Annotated in this window: 15 protein-coding genes; 9 read left to right on the forward strand and 6 right to left on the reverse strand. The window is 44.4% G+C overall.

The genetic code is table 11. The annotated features are described in order from the left end of the window. The first annotated feature begins 63 nt into the window (after window positions 1–63). Window positions 64–1,632 (forward strand): glycoside hydrolase family 43 protein, encoded by a 1,569-nt coding sequence (locus DW947_RS19965; protein WP_117963026.1) that lies wholly within the window; start codon window positions 64–66, stop codon window positions 1,630–1,632. Window positions 1,633–2,026: 394 nt separating this feature from the next. Here DW947_RS19965 and DW947_RS19970 read toward each other — a convergent pair whose 3' ends face one another. From DW947_RS19970 to DW947_RS19985, 4 genes are read right to left on the reverse strand one after another with little or no spacing between them, the layout of a single operon-like run. After that, complete coding sequence (locus DW947_RS19970; RefSeq protein WP_117963024.1) at window positions 2,027–4,648, reverse strand: hypothetical protein; 2,622 nt, start codon at window positions 4,646–4,648, stop codon at window positions 2,027–2,029. 8 nt (window positions 4,649–4,656) lie between these two features. Continuing rightward, on the reverse strand, window positions 4,657–6,627 hold the full coding sequence (locus tag DW947_RS19975) for a hypothetical protein (protein ID WP_005824411.1): 1,971 nt from the start codon (window positions 6,625–6,627) through the stop codon (window positions 4,657–4,659). Window positions 6,628–6,668: 41 nt separating this feature from the next. Further along, window positions 6,669–8,348, reverse strand: coding sequence for a RagB/SusD family nutrient uptake outer membrane protein (locus DW947_RS19980; protein ID WP_119958612.1), 1,680 nt, complete (start codon window positions 8,346–8,348; stop codon window positions 6,669–6,671). Window positions 8,349–8,361: 13 nt separating this feature from the next. Further along, window positions 8,362–11,556, reverse strand: a complete 3,195-nt coding sequence (locus DW947_RS19985; protein WP_117703778.1) for a SusC/RagA family TonB-linked outer membrane protein — start codon at window positions 11,554–11,556, stop codon at window positions 8,362–8,364. Window positions 11,557–11,903: 347 nt separating this feature from the next. Between DW947_RS19985 and DW947_RS19990 the strand changes: the two genes are divergently transcribed. Further along, window positions 11,904–12,863, forward strand: a complete 960-nt coding sequence (locus DW947_RS19990; protein ID WP_005833650.1) for a FimB/Mfa2 family fimbrial subunit — start codon at window positions 11,904–11,906, stop codon at window positions 12,861–12,863. A gap of 10 nt (window positions 12,864–12,873) precedes the next feature. Here the strand turns inward: DW947_RS19990 and DW947_RS19995 are convergent, their stop codons facing one another. Both DW947_RS19995 and DW947_RS20000 read right to left on the reverse strand, forming a co-directional pair. After that, the gene (locus DW947_RS19995; protein ID WP_005824402.1) at window positions 12,874–14,262 is read right to left on the reverse strand and encodes a PAS domain-containing protein; all 1,389 of its coding nucleotides are present in this window, start codon (window positions 14,260–14,262) and stop codon (window positions 12,874–12,876) included. A gap of 229 nt (window positions 14,263–14,491) precedes the next feature. Further along, window positions 14,492–15,301, reverse strand: a complete 810-nt coding sequence (locus DW947_RS20000) for a Fic family protein (protein ID WP_034525383.1) — start codon at window positions 15,299–15,301, stop codon at window positions 14,492–14,494. A gap of 289 nt (window positions 15,302–15,590) precedes the next feature. Here DW947_RS20000 and DW947_RS20005 point away from each other — a divergent pair, with 289 nt between their 5' ends. From DW947_RS20005 to DW947_RS20035, 7 genes are all read left to right on the forward strand, one after another. After that, a complete protein-coding gene (locus DW947_RS20005; RefSeq protein WP_118161435.1) occupies window positions 15,591–16,928 on the forward strand; it encodes a site-specific integrase in 1,338 nt (445 codons plus the stop codon). Window positions 16,929–17,016: 88 nt separating this feature from the next. Further along, complete coding sequence (locus tag DW947_RS20010) at window positions 17,017–17,754, forward strand: TIGR04255 family protein (protein WP_118161458.1); 738 nt, start codon at window positions 17,017–17,019, stop codon at window positions 17,752–17,754. 52 nt (window positions 17,755–17,806) lie between these two features. Beyond that, window positions 17,807–18,088, forward strand: coding sequence for a hypothetical protein (locus tag DW947_RS20015; protein WP_228002575.1), 282 nt, complete (start codon window positions 17,807–17,809; stop codon window positions 18,086–18,088). Beyond that, window positions 18,085–18,702, forward strand: a complete 618-nt coding sequence (locus tag DW947_RS20020; RefSeq protein WP_118161433.1) for a hypothetical protein — start codon at window positions 18,085–18,087, stop codon at window positions 18,700–18,702. The genes DW947_RS20015 and DW947_RS20020 overlap by 4 nt, the downstream gene beginning before the upstream one ends. 5 nt (window positions 18,703–18,707) lie before the next feature. Then, window positions 18,708–19,649, forward strand: coding sequence for a DUF6043 family protein (locus DW947_RS21675; protein ID WP_165353968.1), 942 nt, complete (start codon window positions 18,708–18,710; stop codon window positions 19,647–19,649). 169 nt (window positions 19,650–19,818) lie between these two features. Further along, window positions 19,819–20,133 carry a helix-turn-helix transcriptional regulator gene (locus DW947_RS20030; RefSeq protein WP_117859757.1) on the forward strand — a complete coding sequence of 105 codons (315 nt, stop codon included), beginning with the start codon at window positions 19,819–19,821 and terminating at the stop codon, window positions 20,131–20,133. Between the two features lie 4 nt (window positions 20,134–20,137). Further along, on the forward strand, window positions 20,138–20,670 hold a 533-nt coding region (locus DW947_RS20035; protein ID WP_243635111.1), incomplete at its 3' end, for a primase-helicase family protein.

Raw genomic sequence — 20,670 nt, forward strand, 5'->3', positions numbered from 1 at the left:
GCTAAAAGTTTATTCTTCAATTGGTTAAGTCAAATCGATAAAAATCTAAAATACAATGTATTTATGAGAAAGATGATGTTACTTTTAGGACTGGCGCTCAGCCTGTCCTGCTTTTCACAAAACCGGCAAAGTTATCAAAATCCCGTTATTCCCGGTTTCCATCCCGACCCGAGTATCTGCCGCGCAGGAGATGACTTTTATCTGGTCAACAGTAGTTTCCAATATTTCCCGGGCGTACCGTTGTTCCACAGCAAAGACCTCATCAACTGGGAACAAATCGGACACTGCCTGACGCGCCCCTCACAACTGCCGCTTCACGACGCCGGCCCATGGGGAGGAATCTATGCACCTACCATCCGCTACAACAGCGGTACATTCTACATGATTACCACCAACGTGTCCGACAAAGGCAACTTCCTTGTACACACTACCGACCCGCGTGGCGAATGGTCAGAACCCGTATGGCTCAAGCAAGGCGGTATAGACCCGTCCCTCTATTTTGAAGACGGCAAGTGTTACCTCGTCAGCAATCCGGGCGTAGGTATCTATCTGTGCGAAATCAACCCCAAAACCGGCGAACAACTCAACGAGTCCAAACGCATCTGGAACGGCACGGGCGGACGGCACCCTGAAGGGCCGCATATTTACAAGAAAGACGGCTGGTATTATCTGCTGATTTCCGAAGGCGGCACGGAATACGGCCACAAAGTGACAATAGCCCGTAGCCGCGATATAGACGGCCCGTACGAAGAGAATCCCGCCAATCCCATCCTGACCCACATCAACAAGAATGCACAAAACAGCCCGATACAAGGAACCGGCCATGCCGACCTGATACAAGCCCCTGACGGTTCGTGGTGGATGGTGTGTCTCGCTTTCCGTCCGCAAAGCGGCAACCATCACCTGCTGGGACGCGAAACGTTCCTTGCTCCCGTGCGCTGGGACAAGAATGCCTGGCCGGTAGTAAACGGAGATGGCACAATAGCCCTGCAAATGGATGTGCCAACCCTACCGCAACATCCTCTTGCCCCCAAGCCTGCACGCACCGATTTCAAAAACGGCAAATTAGGTCCCGAATGGGTTCATATCAGAAACTATCATCCGGAAAACTATACCTTTGCTTCCGGTAACCTCCGTCTGAAAGCAACCCCCGTAAACCTGAACAACGGGAAAGGCAGTCCTACTTTTGCCGGCCGCCGGCAAGAACATATCGACTTCACAGCCACCACTTCCATGCAACTGAAAAAAGCCGCCAGTGGCGACGAAGCCGGCCTGACGGTCTACATGTTCGAATCGTCCCATTACGATTTATTAGTCAAGCAATTGGCAGACGGGAAACAAGCTGTAGTATTGCGCTACCAATTGAATGAATTGACCCATACGGAAAAGGAAGTTATTCTGCCCCAGGGGAAAGTACAACTCCGTGTAAAAGGCAGCAACGAAATCTATTCGTTCGAGTATGCCACAAACGGAAAGGACTTTAAAGAACTGGGCCGAATGAATACGCGCTATATCAGTACAGAAACTGCCGGTGGCTTTACGGGAATCATGCTGGGATTGTATGCCATCTCCGGTTCTCAAACCTCAAAAGCATATGCAGACTTTGAATACTTTGATTACGAAGGAAAATAGCAGCCAATCTTAGAGAAAGCCCCTGCTTTTCTCCGCTTCCGCCCTTTTGTCTGTCCGGTTCAGTACAAAGATTCATGAACGGCCCACTTAGGTGAACAAGTTTGTTCACCTAAGTGGGCTGATTTGTTCACTACTATGAACAAGGCGGACCACCTTAGTGGAGATACCATAAAATCACTATGTTTATCGCAATAAGTACCCATCCCGTCCGAACAAAGTACAAGGCAAAGAGCTATCAAAGCGCCGCCTTACGGACCACCTCCTTTATTTTATTCTCTCTATGGTTCTTCAATCTATATCAGAACGATGCACACCGGTGAGGGCAAAACAAAAAATCCGGGATGGCCTGCATCCCGGATTTCCTATCTAACCAGTATATTTCCGTCTATCCCTCTTACCATTCAGGAACAGAGAAAAGAGTGTGGAACGTGAACTTCACTTCCATAGAACTGCTGAAACCAAGTTCCTTGATAACATCACCATCAGGAGTACCGAAAGCGCACCCTTTATCCTTTGTTGCCCCATAGCAATTCCAAAGTTCCAGACGATACTTCGGGGATTCATTGGCATCGAGCACTTTGGATGCATCAAATGTCACTTCCTTGCCATCCAGATAGAGGTTGTCAAGCGTGGCATGCAAACCGGGGAAATACTTGTAGATGTCAGCCACTTCAACGAAGGTCATGATGGAACCTGCCGCATAGTCGGCAGATTCGTACTTAATGTCGAACTGAGAAGCCACAAGGCTGTACTGGAAGTTCTCGTATTTCACCTCGAACGTAGCTCCTGCGTTATATCCCCATGCACTTCCCCAATCCGGATTGACAGTAACCAGATTGGGCGTATAAATACCTGCACCGGTACCGTCGGTAATGACGGTGCAGACAATCTCAAGCTTCTCCTTGAAATGGATGGCAGGCTCGGTACCTTGATTTTCTACATTGCTGAACGGACTGAGAGGAACAGCATTGCCTACAGAACCCGCCCCATAAGCATTGAACAACTGAACACGGTACTTGCCGTTTCCTTCAATGTCGCCATAATAGAAGCGGTTGGCATCAAACCGGATGGAAGTACCGTCCAGCTTGATGTCGTCAATGCGTACAAACGAATTAGGATAGCGCTTCGCCATACCGGCAAAGTCAAGCGTAAACACCATAGCATCGGTACAAGTTCCCTCGAAAACAAACGTGTGCTGTCCAGCCAAGTCTTCGGGTGAAATGGCTACAAGCAGTGCATCCCAACTTCCTGCCCATGATGAATCGGCGATATTGAGCAATACAGGAACCTGCGCATCGGCATCGGCCTTGGCCTGGCTGTAATAGTTCAACGAATAGCCATAGTCGCCATCGGGCAGGGCAATCTGCAAGCCGTCGGCAGTCAACGACAGAATGTTCAGCTTACCACTCTTCGTGCCAATCCAAGTATTGGCACAAAGCACATCTATGTCGATGTCAATCACTTTATTCGCCTCGTCAATCGTAAACTTACCGGTTTCATCGGTCACGGTACCGTCTTCGGCAATACGATGAATATTCACCGTACCGTCCTCCTTGAGCTCCATATAACCATAGTCCTTTCCGTAAGTATAACCTATCCAGCCATTATCCGTACCCATCTCCCAATGAATCTGCTGTTCAATGTTGGGTTGTCCGTTGGAAACTGTGCTCCAGTTGTCCGTAACACCCCACTGCGTGAAAGGTCCTTCAAACACGTGCTGCTTACCGTCCTGGCCATTGTCAAGATACCACTTCTGATAGAGCAGAGCCTTGTTGAACGGTACGTTCTTGGCTGTGGAAACAGCGCGTACAGCCATACCTTGATAAACTGCGGCAGTGATACGGTGATTGACAGAAGCTGCAAACTGGTAACCTACCGCAAATTCTGTATTGGAAGAGTTGACAGTACCGGTGAGGTAATATCCTTCAGTACCCAGCGCCGTCACATCGTTTGCCACACGCGTACCGGCTGCAGGCAGGAAGATGGAATTACCATTAGGACCGGTGAACTTGAAACCTGTCACTCCATTCTGCTCAGTCCACTCTTTCTGGCACAACGTGAAGAGTTCCTCGAAATCATCGGCAGTAGGCAGTGTGGCACGCCCTTGAAATGCACGGAAAGCCAAGTCGGAAGCCGTTTTATAAGTATCGGCCGAAGCATAGTCGGCAGGGTCGATGCTATTGTTGCATCCGGTCAGGTCACCGAATCCGAAAAGGCCACCCAGTCCAGTCTCGCTCTTGGCACCCACATTGAAGCGAGCCCACTTCACGGAGAGTCCCAGGTCGACAAGGTCATTGTCGAGATCGAAGTCATAGGCAGGAGTAGTGAAGCTCTTCACCTCACCATACACAATGCCGCTACCCAGATTGAGGTAAGCCGCATAATAGTATTGCGTTTCGGGCACCAACCCTTCATGGACGAATGAATAGCTGTCCTTAAGTTCCTCACTCTTCACTATAAGGCCTGCACGAACCGCTTCTACATCGGATGAAGTAGAGATAACAACACCACAAGTAGCATCGGCCGTAGCATCGGTCAATGTCCCACCCAATACAGCCGAGGCGAAGTCGACAGATGCGGCATCGGCAGTAGCCACCTTGGCATCGGTGGTGAGCAAGCTTTTCACCTCACCTTTGTAATACACCTTACCCTGCAAGCATACATAAGCCTGATAATAGAGCGTAGAGTTATTGTTCAACCCGTTCAACTGAGCACTGAAGGCGCTGCCGTCATAAGCAGCCTGCACGTCCTCGGGCAGGTTGTCTTGCGCAAAACCATAGAAGAAGCCGGTCTTATAGCTTCCGGCATCCATGCCATCCAACCCGGAGAGCGTGGCATGGAGTGTAGCGGTAGTGGCGGTCACATCGGACGACCCCGTCACCACCGACGATTCGTTCAGAATCGGGGTGGTGTGGATAGTATAGTCGTCATCTTCACTGCACGAAGCCAGCGAAAGACCCAGTACAAGTGAAAGTATTCCTAAATATATCTTTGTCTTCATATATACTAAATTCATTTAAGTGGTTATTCAATGGTCATCGAAATTATCTCAACCTTCACATCCGGCTGTCCGTCTTCGGTGGCAGCCACAGTAGCAAGTCCCTTATTCTGGATACCGATACAGATACAACTGCTTCCTTCGTAAGTCACAGTGGCACCGGTGGTATTGGTCACGGACACAGTCTGTACAGCTCCTTCGGCAGTATCAAAGGCCACGGCATGAGCCAGGTTGTAGCAGTCATCTTCCCAAGCATTTCCGATGTTATTGTCCATAATCACGGTCTTAGGAGTCGCGCCCTCGTTCCAAGTGATTCCACTCAGCACTTTGTACTGTATCTTCAGCGTCTGGTTCTTTTTCAACTTCACCTTCGTGATGTCGATCGGCCATCCCGCGTCACCACCGCCCCAAGGATTGTAGAACTGCAAGCGCAAACGATCGGGATTTCCGTCACCGAAAAGAATTTGTACCTTGCTGTTGTCTACCTTGATTTCAGTAGGCCCGGTAGGTCCGGTAGCGATAGGTTTGTAGTTGAGGTTGGCACAAAGATAAGAATCCACGGCTCCCTTGTCATTGGTCGTTGCAGGCACACCCATCTGGAAAGAGCTGGTGACATCGCAAGCCATTACGGTAAACTCGCTTCCCTTCACTTCCACCGTGCGCTTATCACCGGTAGCGGTGAGGACGGTTATCTCAACCGGATTGCCGTCGGCATCCATAAATTTCAATTTGCCGTCTTCAATGGCAAGCTTACCGGCATTGGTACCGTCATCCCATTTGTAGCCATCGGCCGTGCTGCTCAATACCAGCTCATAGTCGGCAATGGAAGCATCGGCCACAGGTGCCCATGAAGAACCGTACTGTCCCTTCACTACGCTTTCCCAAGCAGCAGAGCCACCATTCCACCATGTCCAGTCATAAGGTTCTTCATCATTGATGAGGAAGCGTGCCTCATTGCCCACATAGGTGACACCGTTGATTTCAGTAGTGAACAGTTTGGTTGCCAAATCTTCAATGGCAGGCTGTTGTACTTCGGCAGGCTGAAGCAAACCCGGATCTTCAGTCGGTATGATACTGGGGTCATTATAAGCCTCTTCGGAAATGAAGTTCCACACCAGCCACCACGGACCTTCGCTATTGGTACGCATCGTAGCTACCTGCAGCAGATAAGGAGTACATTCTATAATCTTGATGTCGTTGGTATAGTTGGAACAGACATCATCAAAACCCTCGTTATGCAATGAATAGGTACCGCCATAGAAAGATATGACAGGGCGTTTCGGGTCAGACACATTCAAGTTGAAAGTTCCGGTGGCATCCGTCGTGCCCGAAGCAGCCACCCGATGAAGTTCCACCGTACAGCCTTTCACAGCATCCAGGCCGAAAGTGATGTACGACTGGAAATAGGGGTCGTCTGCCGGAATGAGCCACGATTGGATACCCGGATCCCAGTTGGGAGCCCAATTAGCGCTACCAATCATAAGGTCGGTAATATTGCTTCCATCATTTTTCACATCAGTGTGGCTCATGTACATCACCGGTCCCGAACAACGGCCAATACCAAAGTTCTTGTCAATGGGAACCCACTTACGGCTCTTGCCCACTCCACCTGCAAGGTTAGCCCAGATAGGGTCTTCGAGCATGGCAAAGTTATTGGTCTCTACCTTGAAGGTATATGGTTCGCCATATACCGGACCTGCCGGTGTGGAAGCGCCGAAAGTCACGCTATATTCTCCGGCAAAAGGAAGTGCCAAGTCAAGAGTGGTCTTTTGAGAAGGACCGCTTGGAGTGACCCACAAGGGAGTGGCTCCCTTGATGAGCGAAGTCAGATGAATCGTATTAGGATCATTGGCATCAGGGGTCACCGTATAGGCGATACCTTCCACCAAATCATCGGAAACATAGGTTTTTGCCCCCATCTCGTACTCTTCGGGCGAGCAAGCGGAAAATATCAAAGCCGCTCCTGCCAATATGGAAAAGAATGATTTAAGTCTCATATCTTATTGTTTTTATTTTTTATTTACTCTATTAATGGTACTCACCATCCGGGATTCTGCACAAGTACACTCTGTGAAAGGTTAATTTGATTATAAGGAATCTGGCTCAAGCCTTTGGTGGCTTTCACACGGTCGGCCCGTATGGTTATTGCATCATCAGCGCCTCCACTCTTCACCTTGACACCATTCAAGGCGAGCTTCTCGGCTGCCACGTCTATACCTTGACGCAGGAGATCCCAATAATTAATGCTTTCAAAAGCAAATTCAAGACGACGTTCTTCCATAATAGCTTGTTGAGACACACTCTTAGCTTGATAGTTGGTCGATACTGTTCCGTTGTCATCAACCTGATAAGCACGCTTACGCACTTGGTCGAAATAAGTTTGCGCATTGGGGCTACCCAGTTCTGCGGCCATCAACAATACGTCGGCATAACGGATAATAACGTAGTCTTGGCGGTTCTGTGTCTGGAAGTCACCGCTACCATCCTGCTTACCGGCATGGCTTCCATCGGCATAGCAAAGGGGAGCATACTTCTTCACAGCATAGCCGGTATATTCACGCCAGTCATTAAAACTGGTGGTAAAGTCGGCCGAACCGGTGATTCCTTCCCCTACCAAATCAATGATAGAAGCCGAACGGCGGAGGTCACCAGTGGGAAACGCTTCCACAAAATCAGGATTTACCGTCAATGCGCCCCATCCCTTGCAATAGGGAGCAGCATTAAGCTGGCGCATACCCAACATCACCTGCCAACGGTTGGAGTCATTATTCCCGTTATAATCCTGAGTAGCGGTAAATTTCAACGCAAGAATGGTTTCCTTGTTTCCATCACCGGCATATGTACCCTTCAAAGTTTCATAGTCTCCTTTTTCGGCCACTTTTGCAGAAGAAGCCGGCCATAAATTTTTGAATTGCGGTACCAAACCATATTCTCCTGAAGCGATTACGTCTTCTACAGCAGCCAAAGCTTCGGCACGAGTCACCTCTGCAGGTTCTTCACCGTAATATCCGGTATAGAAAAGATAGGCACGTGCCAGCAAAGCCTCGGCGGCATATTTTGTAATATGTCCGTCGTTCTTGGTATAGTCGGCCTTGGGATAAGCGTCACCGGGAATATTCTCGATAGCATATTTTAAGTCAGTAAATATGGCACTGAACACCTCTTTGGCAGGTGAAGGAGCGCGATTTTCGTTTACCGGTTCCAGAAAGAGTGGGATATTCCCCCATAAACGAACCATATCCAGATAAAGCAATGCACGCAACGTACGACATTCGCCCATATAGATACCACGTTTGCTATCCGATTCATTCCATACAATCTGCTCTTCATGAGCTATCAGCTCGTTGCAACGATAGACGCCCGCATAATAATTTTTCCAGTCACCTTCGTATAGGTTGAGGTCAGCCGGCGATTGGGAGATGTCAAAACGGTCAATGGCCTGATAGCCACGTCCATCGGCATTTCCGGTAGCGCCAAAACACTCGGCACTCATCACCTCGGAAGCCATATAAAACCCTACCATCATGGCTGATGAAGTCTGGCGCCAACCATCATAACAACCTATCAGAGCACGATAAGCATCTTTTTCAGTCTTATAGAATGTACCGGTTGAAGATTCAGTCTTCGACGTAACATCGAGAAAACTGTCGGTACACGAAGCCAGTCCCAAACTCAGGAGCAGGACACTTGCCATAAATATATTTTTGTTTTTCTTCATATCAGTCTATATTTTAAAATTTCAAGTTAACACCAAACAATACGGTACGGGGACGGGGGTAATAACCTAAATCAACGCCCGATACCCAACCTTGTCCGTTATCTCCTTCGGGACCATAACCTATTTCCGGATCCATGCCGTCATATTTGGTAAATGTGAACGCATTCTGTACCTGAGCATAGATACGGCACTGGCTGATGACCTTACATCTCAGTAGCTTGGCAAAGTCGTAGCCCAAAGTAATGTTACTGATTCGCAGGTAATCACCATCCTGCACATAGAGGTCTGAGAACTGCCAGTTGAGATTCTGGTCTGTGACACGAGGTATGCGATTGCTGGTTCCCTCTCCTGTCCAACGTCCTAAAATTGCAGTAGTATAATTGGCTTGCTTGGAGGTATGGTTACGATAGCTCTGGACAATCTGCTGTCCGAAAGCACCGTTGGCCACTACAGAGAAATCAAGTCCTTTCCAGTTGAAACCGAGATTGAAGCCCATAGTGAAATCAGGAATACCGTTACCAAGATCGGTCTTGTCAAGCTCGTTCACCCGTCCGTCATGGTTGATGTCCACAAACTTCACGTCACCTGGTTGTACGTCAGCTTGCAGCACACCGTTACCAGCCTTAATCCAATCCTCTATTTCTTGATTGTTTTGGAATATGCCTGCTGTCTTGAAACCATAGAAATAACCGATAGGCTTACCATTCTCGGCACGATAGAATTCAGGAGTATTGTCATACAACTGGTTGGTAGAGCCATGAATGATACCATCGTCGTTAGGAATCTCTCCGACCTTATTCTTATTGTAGGCACCGTTGATACCGATATTGTAACTAAAGTCTTTGCCTATTTGGTCATTCCAAGTAAGATTGAGTTCCACACCGGTGTTTTTCACTCCACCGCCATTAATATAAGGAGCACCTGCTCCGGCAGTAGCAAGAATAGGAGCCACCACGAGCCAGTCTTTAGTATCTTTAATGTAGAAATCGAAATTAACACCCAGGCGACTGTTGAGGAATCGGGCATCAAGACCGATATTGGTCTGCTGTGAAGTCTCCCACTTGATGTCAGCATTAGCCAGACGACTAGGGTAAGCTCCCCAGTTGGTTCCGAGCTGTGCCGCAGCATCCGAGTCGCCGTAACCGCTGCCGAAAAGATAGTGTGTATTGGTACTCTTGATAGGAGCCAGATATTGGAATGCGTCAATGTTGGCATTACCCACTTGTCCCCAGCTGGCACGTATTTTCAGGAAGTCGAGCCAGTTTTGCGTACTTTCCATGAATTTTTCGTTAGTAATGGTCCATCCTGCCGATACCGAAGGGAAGTAACCAAAACGGTTGCCTTTGGCAAAGTTGCTCGAACCGTCTGCACGCAAAGTAGCATTGACCATATAAGTTTCTTTCCAGTTCCAACCCAATCGGCCGAAATAGGACACCTTGCGGCTCTCGGTATGCGGATTGCCACTGGCACCCAAGCCGTTGGTCGAATCGGAGGCCGTTCCGTTGCCCACAAAAGCATGCTCCCAATCATCAAAACCTTCTTTCAACATACCATTTTTAGCTTCGATATAAGTGCCCTCGTAACGATAGGCTTCCATACCCAGCAAGGCGTTGAACGAATGTTCTCCCATAGTCCAGTCATAAGAAGCCGTATTGGTCCATGTCATACCCAAAGAGTGATTGGCATTTTGAGATACGGTAGTACGTTCTTCATTATATATATATTGGCTGAACTTGTAGAGAGGCTTGAAACTACGGTATTCGCTGGAACCATAAACCACACCGAATACAGACTTTATCTTCAAATTCTTGACAGGCTGCAATTCAGCATAAACATTACCGGAAAAAGTAGCCGTTTTGTTCTCATTGTTGCTGTCGGTCATCATTAAACCATAAGGGTTTCCATCACCTTTATTCCAGTCACTGGTACTGGTGTCATTGTAAGGCGAATCATAAAGATTATTATCGCTATAGACAGGAGCGATAGGCGATGTTCCGAATGCACCGCGTAAGGTATTATTATATTGGTTGCCTACACTGATACCGTTATTCATCTTATATACAAAACTCACCTGCTCGCCCACTTTCAAAATATCCTTGAAAAGTTTGTGCTCGCTGTTCACACGGAAATTGTAACGCGAATAGTTAGACACATCCGAACCGCCGACAATACCTTCCTGACTCATATATCCTAACGAAAGGGCATAAGTGGAAGTTGCGCTTCCACCAGTGACACCCAGCGTATAGCTCTCCGTTGTGGCATTATCTTTGAACATAGTATCTACCCAATCCGTATCATACACATTGCCGTTGGCATCGTAAATAGACTGGTATTGGCTCCAATCGTAAGCCGAAAGTCCGCTATTCAAAGCCTGCTCATCCATAATGGCCATATACTCTTTTGCATTCAGCATATTGGCCTTACGAGCTACATTCTGTATTCCATAATAAGCATCGAAACTAATCTGCGCTTTACCTTCGCGCCCTTGCTTGGTAGTAATAAGCACTACACCATTAGCACCGGCCGAACCGTAGATAGCCGCACTAGCCGCATCTTTCAGTACATCTATACTTTCAATATCGGCAGGATTCAAAGTAGAAATATCACCACCCACACCATCAATCAGATAAAGAGGAGCACTATTTCCCACGGTACCAAGACCACGGATACTCACTTTCATGTCAGCACCCGGTTGACCGGAAGTCGAAGCAATACTTACACCCGGTGTCTGTCCCTGCATAGCCTGCAAGGGATTGGTTGTATTCATCTTGGCTATTTCGTCACCCTTCACCTGAACAGTGGCACCCGTCACCAATTTCTTCTTCTGGACACCATAGCCCACTACAACCACTTCATCCAACATTTCCGTGTCCTCCTTCAGCACCACATTGATGACGGAAGAAGTACCTACCTTGATTTCCTGTGATTGATAACCGATGTAAGAAAACACCAGTGTCTGTCCTTGTTGGGCACTTACCGAATACCGGCCATCAATGTCGGTAATTCCACCCGTAGCGGTTTCTCTCACCTGCACGCTGACACCTATCAACGGCTCACTATCCGTAGCCGATGTCACAACACCCGAAATGGTCTTGTTTTGAGAAGGATTAGCCTGCAGGCTACTGATTGCAGGTACAAGAAAAAAAAGTACCAATGCAACACGGCATAAACGCAGATTTATGCACTTTTCCAAGAATGTTTTTCTCATTGTACATTATTTAATGGTTAATATCAAAGATTCATTGTGTTCTTCAATTAATACCAAAGAACTCGGATGCAAATGTATGGAGGAACAAGAAAAGAATGTCGAGAAATTGTTACGAAGAGTATATGATTTCGTTAATCAAGGCTTCTAAAATGTTACTAAAAAAGGTATAATTTGTTTTCCGTCCCTTCTCTAAGCCTTTTGAAGAGGGGCTATTCTTCCCATTCCCCTCAATACCGGAATTGGTTTCACCTCACTTTTCCATCCCCAATATACTTTCTCCGGAGTACAAAGAACCATTTCTTTCTAAAAACGTTCTCAAGGAAGAACAACCTAAAGCTTAACAGATAATGAAAAAATTAGTAGTATTTGCAGTACTTGCCGCAATCGTGGCAAGCTGCGCCGATGACAATCCGCCCCAGATAGAAAAAAGCAGTGAGTTGGTATCACCACGACTTTTGATGGACGTGTCCACAGAAAGCGGACAAAGCCCGCTGACCGGCATACTGACCATCATGCCCTGCAAGGCGGGCACCTCTATTTATTATGGAAACTACATAAACCGGAAGCTGACACCTTTTTACGGTTACTACCAAGTTAAAGACGGAGCTTTCTATAACGATGGCGTCAATCGAGAGTTATCCTTACCCGCAGGTCTCTATAACATGATTTATTGGGGAACCCCTAAATACGAGGAGCCGATTTATGCACATCCTCTCATGAGGGACCCGGTCTACATCTTAGGCGAAGACATGTCCCGGCAACACTTCTCCCTATTCAAAATGGAAGCGGACACAACCTATTATCCGGTATTCGACCTGGTACACGCCGTCCAGCCTGCCAACATTGGAAGTGAGGACCTGAAAGCATCCCTCAAACGGGTAGTGACCGGACTGAAAGTAATCATCAAGGACAAGAACAACGGCATCCTCAGTTCGAGCATCGACAGCATGGTGGTGCGCATCACCAATATTGCTGGAGAACTGAATTTCTACACCGCCGCTCCTCAAGGAAGCCCACGCACAGTAGCCTTCCCTCTGGTCCGTTCCGTCGACGGTACACAAATGAGCAACGCCACCGTCATGCTCTTCCCTTCTTTCGGGAAACCGGAATTCCAGATGAGCATCATACTGAAAAATGGAAACGTGAAAAGTTTCAAGCAAACATTGAACGGACCTTTGGAAGCAAACTCCAAACTGACCCTGACCCTCACTCTGGGAGACATCTTTTCCGAAGAATCATCCGGAGAATTCACCCTTGACAACTGGAACGAGGAAAGCCAGACAATCGATGTCCCTTCATTGGATTGAGCTTGCAGCATCAAGGAAAGATAGAACGGTGCGCGTCCATCTTATAAAAAGGCAACGTGAACCAGAAAGTGGAGCCCTTGCTCAACTGTGACTCCACCCCTATCTCTCCTTTCAGTTCCTTCACAATGTTTTGCGAAATGGCCAGTCCCAGTCCGGTACCTTGCTTAAAGGAATCCAGCTTCACAAAGCGGTTAAAAATCCCCTGCGCATTCTCAGATGATATCCCCGTCCCGGTATCGGTGACATAAAAACGGATATAGCTATTTTCGGGCATTCCGTAACCAATGGTAATACTACCGGCAGCAGTAAACTTCAGCGCATTACTGATGAAGTTATTGAATACCTGAGTAATTCTGCGCTGATCGGTATACAGCAGCAAACCGGGCAATGGCGTAACCGTGACCAGACGCACGTCTTTATTGGTCAGCCTGATACTTGTAGCCTGCTCTATCTCGGACACCATTTTATTGATATCCACGTTAGCATAGACATACTCCAATGTACCGGCTTCTATCTTCGACAAATCCAGAATGTCATTGATGAGCTGCAACAGCAGTTCATTATTCCGCTCTATAATATCGAGATACTCCACCCGTTCTTCCTCAGACACTTCCGTGGCCAAAATACTCGAAAAACCAACTATTGCATTGAGCGGAGTACGTATCTCATGACTCATATTGGCCAGGAAAGCCGATTTTATCCGGTTGGACTCCTCAGCCTCCTCTTTGGCCAGACGTAGCTTGCGCTCCATGATTTTCAAATCAGTAATGTCCCAAGCAGTATAAACAATCCACTTGCGACCATCAGAAAGCTTTATAAAATTATTGTTCTGGAAGGTAAACCGCTCCTCGTTCTTCTTGGTAAAAAAACGTCGTATACCTTCTTGTGGAATCCCCGTCTTGACCAACTCTTCATCCTCCTTCCTAATTAAAGCCGCAGCCTCTGGCATTGTTTCAAAATCCGTCTTGCCTATAGCCTCTCTGGCCGAACATTCAAAGAGTTCCTCTGCCTTTTTATTCCAAAAAGTATAGCGCATCCCATCATTCACATCCTTCACTTTTGCCGCAATGGGAAGATTATCAAGAATGCCTTCCAACAGTTGCAGATACCTCTCCCGGTCCCTTTCCCTCAATTTCTTCATCCGCCTCTGCATGAAGAAAAAGAAGAGGCACAGCACCAATGTACCTAAAAGAATGGAAATATAGACCATCTCTCTTTGAACAAACCCGTCGGGAATATCAAGCCTTTCCTGCAAGGTGAAAGCAGTATCGAAAAGTTCGGGGCTTTCAGCCATTTTGTCAGCCAATGCCGGATGAACAAAGATTATACAAAAAGAGAAGAATATCGTCAGTAACCGAATACTTCCGAGAGGTAAAAAAAGAGGAACATGTTTTGTCATAATTGGCAAACATTTAATAATTAAATAGTTAGATAAGATTCCAGCTACTGCAAATTTAGAAAAAAATAAATGCGAAAACAGTATCTACGAAATAAATTTGCATTTTACACCCATTATTTTGTATTTAATGCCGAGAAGAGAATATTTTGAGAATAACCCAATACAAAAGGATGATACAGCACAATCAGCTAATGCCTATATGAGCTTATCAGGAAGGAATCGTCGCTTTTCAAAACATGAGATTAAAACCTTTTTTACGTCCAGTATTGTATTTCTCAATCTCTGACGCAAATGATTTTTTCAGCTGCGCTGCCATAAAGTCCAAGAAAGGCTGACTGTTCTCATCTTCTTGCGACTGCCGCAAAGAAAGAATATAGTCGCCCCTATCTTCTTTAAAGATTTTCGTCGGAAAAAGATGATGGCAGAACTGGATATAGTTCATCAACAAACGAGCCGTTCTCCCATTGCCATCTACCCACGGATGAACGGTTACCAAATTGAGATGAGCATTGAAACTCAATTCATATCGTTCCCGAAATGTTTCCATATTCTTTTGCTTTTCTCTCAATATAGAACAAAGTTCTTCTACTTTAGCGGGAACTTTAGGATAGCTCATATAAGAACACCCGCCCACCCCAGCAGTAACGCCGCACAAACGAAATTCACCTTTAGAAGAATCAAAAGAACCGCCCATTACATTATATACACTCCCAGTAGTACGCATTAGAGCAGCATTCAATTTTTGTAAGAAAACAGGCGTAATTTCCGCATTTTGTGCACTTTCTTCTTTGGCGAGTTCGTATGCCTTCTTCAAATCCTCATTCATCAGATGATAGACCAACGGCTTTCCTTTGGCTGTTACCCCCTCATCAAAAAGCAACTGGGTATCCAATTCGGTAAGTGTAGAGCCCTCAATAGCAGTAGAATGGGTAATAAGCGAATAGAGGTAGTACTTTTCATAGTCTACCGACTGACTGATACCAAGCCTCACAAATTCTTGATTCAGTACTTCTATCTCTTGCCAGATATCTGTTCCCATGAGCAAAGGGCATAAAAGATAAGTATAAAAAGAAAGCGGGAAAAGCATTAAAACTTTCCCCGCTTCTTTATTTCGTACCCAGACCCGCATTTGAAATAATTAAAGTGGGGAAAATGTAGATAAAAAGAAAAATGCAGAAATACACTGCAATTACACTATATTTCAATAGATTACAATCCGATTAAATTTTAATCCAAGTTAATCAAATTGCAAAATATTTAGCAGATGTGGGGAAAATGTGGGGAAAATATCTATATTTGCAGCAGAGTAAAATTCAACCTGCAAGTCTATGAAAGTAACCTTTATCATTAAAAAAGCAGCCAAGCGATATGATACAGAATCCATGGCTACAATCTATGTACGCTTTAGAAACGGAAGGCGGTTAGACTCCGTTGCTCCTACTCAGTTGGCTATCAATCCCAATCTATGGGATGATAAAGACGAATGTGTAAAAACGAAAGCTGTCTGCAATGAAGAAATGCGTACCCATATAAATGAAGAGATACGCCAGTTGAAAACCTATATTGAGAAGGTATATCAACAAGAAAAGGAAGCAATAGACAAAGAATGGCTAAAAACAACACTTGATAAATTTTACCATCCTGAAAAATATTTTCTGCCTGAGGAAGTGGTTATCAAGCCTACCATTGGAGAACTATTCGATGAATTTCTAAACAAACACCCATTGTCGGAAGTACGAAAGAAGAATTTCCGGGTTGTCAAAAGAGCCTTACTGCGTTATGAACTATATGTAAGGGCAACAAAGAGAGGACAAAAGGGCTTTATCCTTGACATGGATTTGGTAACACCAGACACACTTCGAGATATGTGGGACTTCTTTCAGAACGAATACCAATACTATGAACTTTATCCGAGTATTTATGAAACCATCCCCGAAAAGAGAACGCCACAACCAAGAAGCAAGAATACACTGATTGACTGCTTTTCAAGGATACGCACTTTCTTCCTATGGAGCTTCGACAACAAGCGTACCACAAACAGACCTTTCGACAAATTCCCGATAGAAGAATGTACATACGGTACACCTTATTATATAACACTTGAAGAAAGGGACAGAATTTTCAATGCCGACCTATCTGCCACTCCACAATTGGCAATACAGAGGGATATATTTATATTCCAAACACTGATAGGCTGTCGAGTGAGCGACCTATACCGCATGACCAAACTTAATGTGGTCAATGAAGCCATAGAATACATTCCCAAGAAAACAAAAGAAGGGAATCCGGTTACGGTACGTGTTCCCCTTAATGACAAGGCAAAAGAAATCCTTGAACACTACAAAGAATATAAAGGGAAGCTTCTGCCGTTCATATCTGAACAAAAGTACAACGATGCCATAAAAAAGATATTCAAAATGGCTGGGGTTGACCGAATCGTAACTATCTTAGACCCGTTAACGCATAACGAAGTCAAGCGACCGATTTATGAAGTGGCAAGCAGCCATTTGGCAAGGCGTACTTTTATCGGCAATATCTACAAAAAGGTGAAAGACCCGAACCTCGTTTCCGCACTATCGGGACACAAGGAGGGAAGCAAAGCTTTCAGGCGATACAGAGATATTGACGAAGAAATGAAAAAAGACCTTGTGAAGCTATTAGATTAATATACTTTAAACTTTTTAGCGCATAAAATCAAGAAACAAATAAAAGAAATTCCTAACTTTGCAAGAAAATAAATTTAAAATTTGTATTATGGATAGATTGTTGCCAATAAGAATAGAAGCATGCCCACTTATAGACGCTTTAATTGAGTTCCGTTTTGAAGCAGCTATTACCAAAAGCGCAGTTTTTGGCATCATATACAATCTCATAAAAGAAGAGTATAGAGGAAATGTCATTAATTTGCCCATTTTACAAATCCCAGAACAAATTAGGGAGGTTGACCCTAACTTAAAATTTAAGCCCCTATACAGAATTGAAAACGAAAGATTTGTAATTCAAATAGGATATGATGTTTTGAGCATAAGCTCAAAAATGCCATATATAGGTTGGAGCGATTTTTCTAAACATTCATTTTCAATAATCAACAAGGTTATTAGTTCTGGAATAATAAAGCGTGTATCAAGAATAGGACATAGATATATTAATTTTTTCAAAGGAGATATTACCAATGGTCTTACGATGTCTTTTTCCATGACAGAAAAATACACATCCGAAAACTTATTGATACGGACAGATGTCAAAGATGGTAATTTTATGAACACCCTACAATTTGTAAATAATGCAAACTACAAACCACATCCTAATTCTATAGAAATGGTAGGCTCATTAATTGACATTGATACGTCTCGTGAATATTCCGACAACTATTTCACTTCTAATATAGAACAAGAAATAAATATGGCTCATAAATGCGAAAAAAAGTTGTTTTTCTCTTTGTTAAAACCAGACTTTCTAAATAGTCTAAAACCTGTTTTTGAAAATGAATAGTTTAACGACTTACATAAATACCAATATCCTATTAATGTCTGCCTTATCATGTATGACATTAACAGACACAGAATTGCTTTCTTTATCAAGTAGGCAAACATATAATGATGCTATAATACCGTCTATTAACACTCCTGTCAATCCAATAAATATTTATACAAATTATTCCATTAAGGATATTCCTATCTCAACAGAAACCATTCATGTTAATATTCCCGAGCATGAAGATTTTGAGATAATCAATTCTTTTGCAAATAAGATGTTAACGGAAGCAACTTCTATAGATGAAGAAATTCAAAATGTCATTAATGACCACTTTTGGGATATGCTATGATTACAGAAGATGAATTAAAAAAATATCTACCCAAATATTTGTCAGAAGAAAATTACAAGACCCTTTTGGCAGAACTCAAATCTTTCCCTTATAACATAGATGGAAGGATGTACACTTCTATGCTTGACAAGAATGTCATTTTTCAAGGAGATGGCTTAAAAAAAATGCCTATAATTGATTTAGCTAACATCGAAAGAGGTGTAAAAAAGGTTAGCTGTTTGATTTTATCAAACACTTGTGATATGGATTTATCTAATTCTCGTATGTTTCCTGCCTCAATCATGTATGCTCCTATTATAAATCTCACAACATATATTTCAGTTCTTCAAAAACAAGGTATTAATAGTAACAAAATTGAAAACCACATTTCAGATATCAAACAACAAAAAATAACCCAAATAATCTTTCTTCCTGCAAATTCCCAAATGGAAGATTCAATAGTTTTTCTTGATAAAATCTATCACGTTGACAATCGCTTTATAAACCGAGACACATTAGAAGATCAACGCTTATTTTCTTTAAGCGATTATGGTTTCTATATGTTAATATTCAAATTGTCGATACATTTCTCACGCATACAAGAGAAAGTTAATAGAGGTTGCATTGCTAATTAACTTGTATGGGACAACAGGAATATGATAATTTCAAAAGACTGATAAAGGAATGGCTCGACAGCCATCCGAATGAATATGCTGATTTCGTAGAAGAAATGAACGACAAGAAGTTCAAAGGGTTCTTCAATATTTTCAATACGGCTGTAAGGCTTGTTCCGAAATATAAAGAAGCAGCACGCAAGAGAATAGGCGATGATAGAAACCCTGATTTCGAGGAACTGGAAAATGTCCTTTTACAATCAGACCTTGCCGAGAAGATAGTGAATGAGTTTCATACCCCGAACAAGAGAAGCATTGTTCCTGCCATGCTTGCATGGCTCTATTACGGACGAAGCTATGAATGCATGGTAGAACAGGGTGAGGAACTGACCAAAAGAAAGGATATTCCCACCTTATACAAATGGCTTGTTTCTGGCATGGTCAAGTTCATTATCAGAAAAAGCATCGCCAATGGCATGAGAACCAAAGAGGACTGGCAAGTATTCAGGAAGCAACAGAAAGCCATTGAGGAAAATACTCTTGTGGAATGGGCAATAGAAGAAGATGAAGACATGGACGAGGAAGAAACAGATATGTTGCAGGAAGAACAACCAAAGACCGCAGGGCGCAAAGCCGACACACGCACGTTTCCCGAACTTCTGATAGAAAGACATGACATACTGATTGAAAGAATTGGCACACGATTAAAAACCCATGCTACGGAAACAGATATAGCACGGCTGTTTATCGCACTGGTGGAATACCGCTTCATGCGGAAGTGTCCCATCAAGACTTTCAGAAACGCACTGCACGAGCAATTCAATGAACAAGAAATCGTCCACGAAAGAGGCATTCAGAAAGCATACAAAAATCTTATTTCACCACTTGGAAACAGCAAGAAACTGGTAAAAGACATTGGTGAAGCCCATGAAGCCATCGAGGAATTGAAAGCCTATCTATCCAATTGAAACTCGTTTAATTCGCTTTTCGTTTTTACGAATTTAACGAACTGAATATCATTGTTTTACGATTGATTTTCATTATATATTTGCGCCACTATCCTAATCGGGGTAGTGGCTTTTCGTTTATAATACTGCCGAAACGGGAAGTCTTACAACCGGCAGTTTCAAGAAGCCTATGACAGACATATTGGCAATTATCCAAAACGGAAACGGCAACATCAAGTTGGAAGTAACAGGAGAAGATTTGCTATTATTCTCCAACCAGTTAATCAGCCGTGCGAAACATGAACTTTCTACCGCCATTGCGGAAGCAAGAAAGGAGAAGTATCTAACCAAAGAGGAAGTGAAAACGATGTGCGGTGTTTGTGATACCACACTCTGGCACTGGTCTAAGAAAAACTATCTGAAGCCTGTAAAGGTTGGAAACAAGGTCAGATACCGACAATCCGACATTCAGAGAATCTTAGGTGAACACAATCCTTTAATCTAAGCCTATGAAGGAGGAAGAATATATGCGCGTAGGAACAACTTTGTACAAGGTAGTCAATCAGCCATGCGCCAATGGCGGTTATGAGAAGAAACGTGTCGTATGGAACAACAGCACATTACGGCAGGACTATGGAAAGAATTATCTTGCCACCGTCCCCAAGTATGACGGCTTTTGCACCGTTCCCAATCATCTGAACTACCAAAAGGAGATTGAGGGGTTTCTGAACCTTTACGAGCCGATAGAGCATAAACCGCAACAGGGGGACTTCTCCCACATCCAATCCTTGATGCGGCACATCTTCGGGGAACAATACGAGCTGGGTATGGACTATATGCAACTGCTGTATCTACAGCCGACACAGAAGCTGCCCATTGTCCTACTTGTTTCAGAGGAACGCAACACTGGCAAAAGCACGTTCTTGAACTTTCTGAAAGCCGTGTTTGAAAATAATGTGACTTTCAACACCAACGAGGATTTCCGCAGTCAGTTCAATTCCGACTGGGCAGGAAAGCTGCTAATCGTTGTGGACGAAGTTTT

It is taken from the genome of Bacteroides sp. AM44-19, assembly GCF_003603395.1.
In the GTDB taxonomy this organism is placed as follows: Bacteria; Bacteroidota; Bacteroidia; order Bacteroidales; family Bacteroidaceae; genus Bacteroides; species Bacteroides uniformis.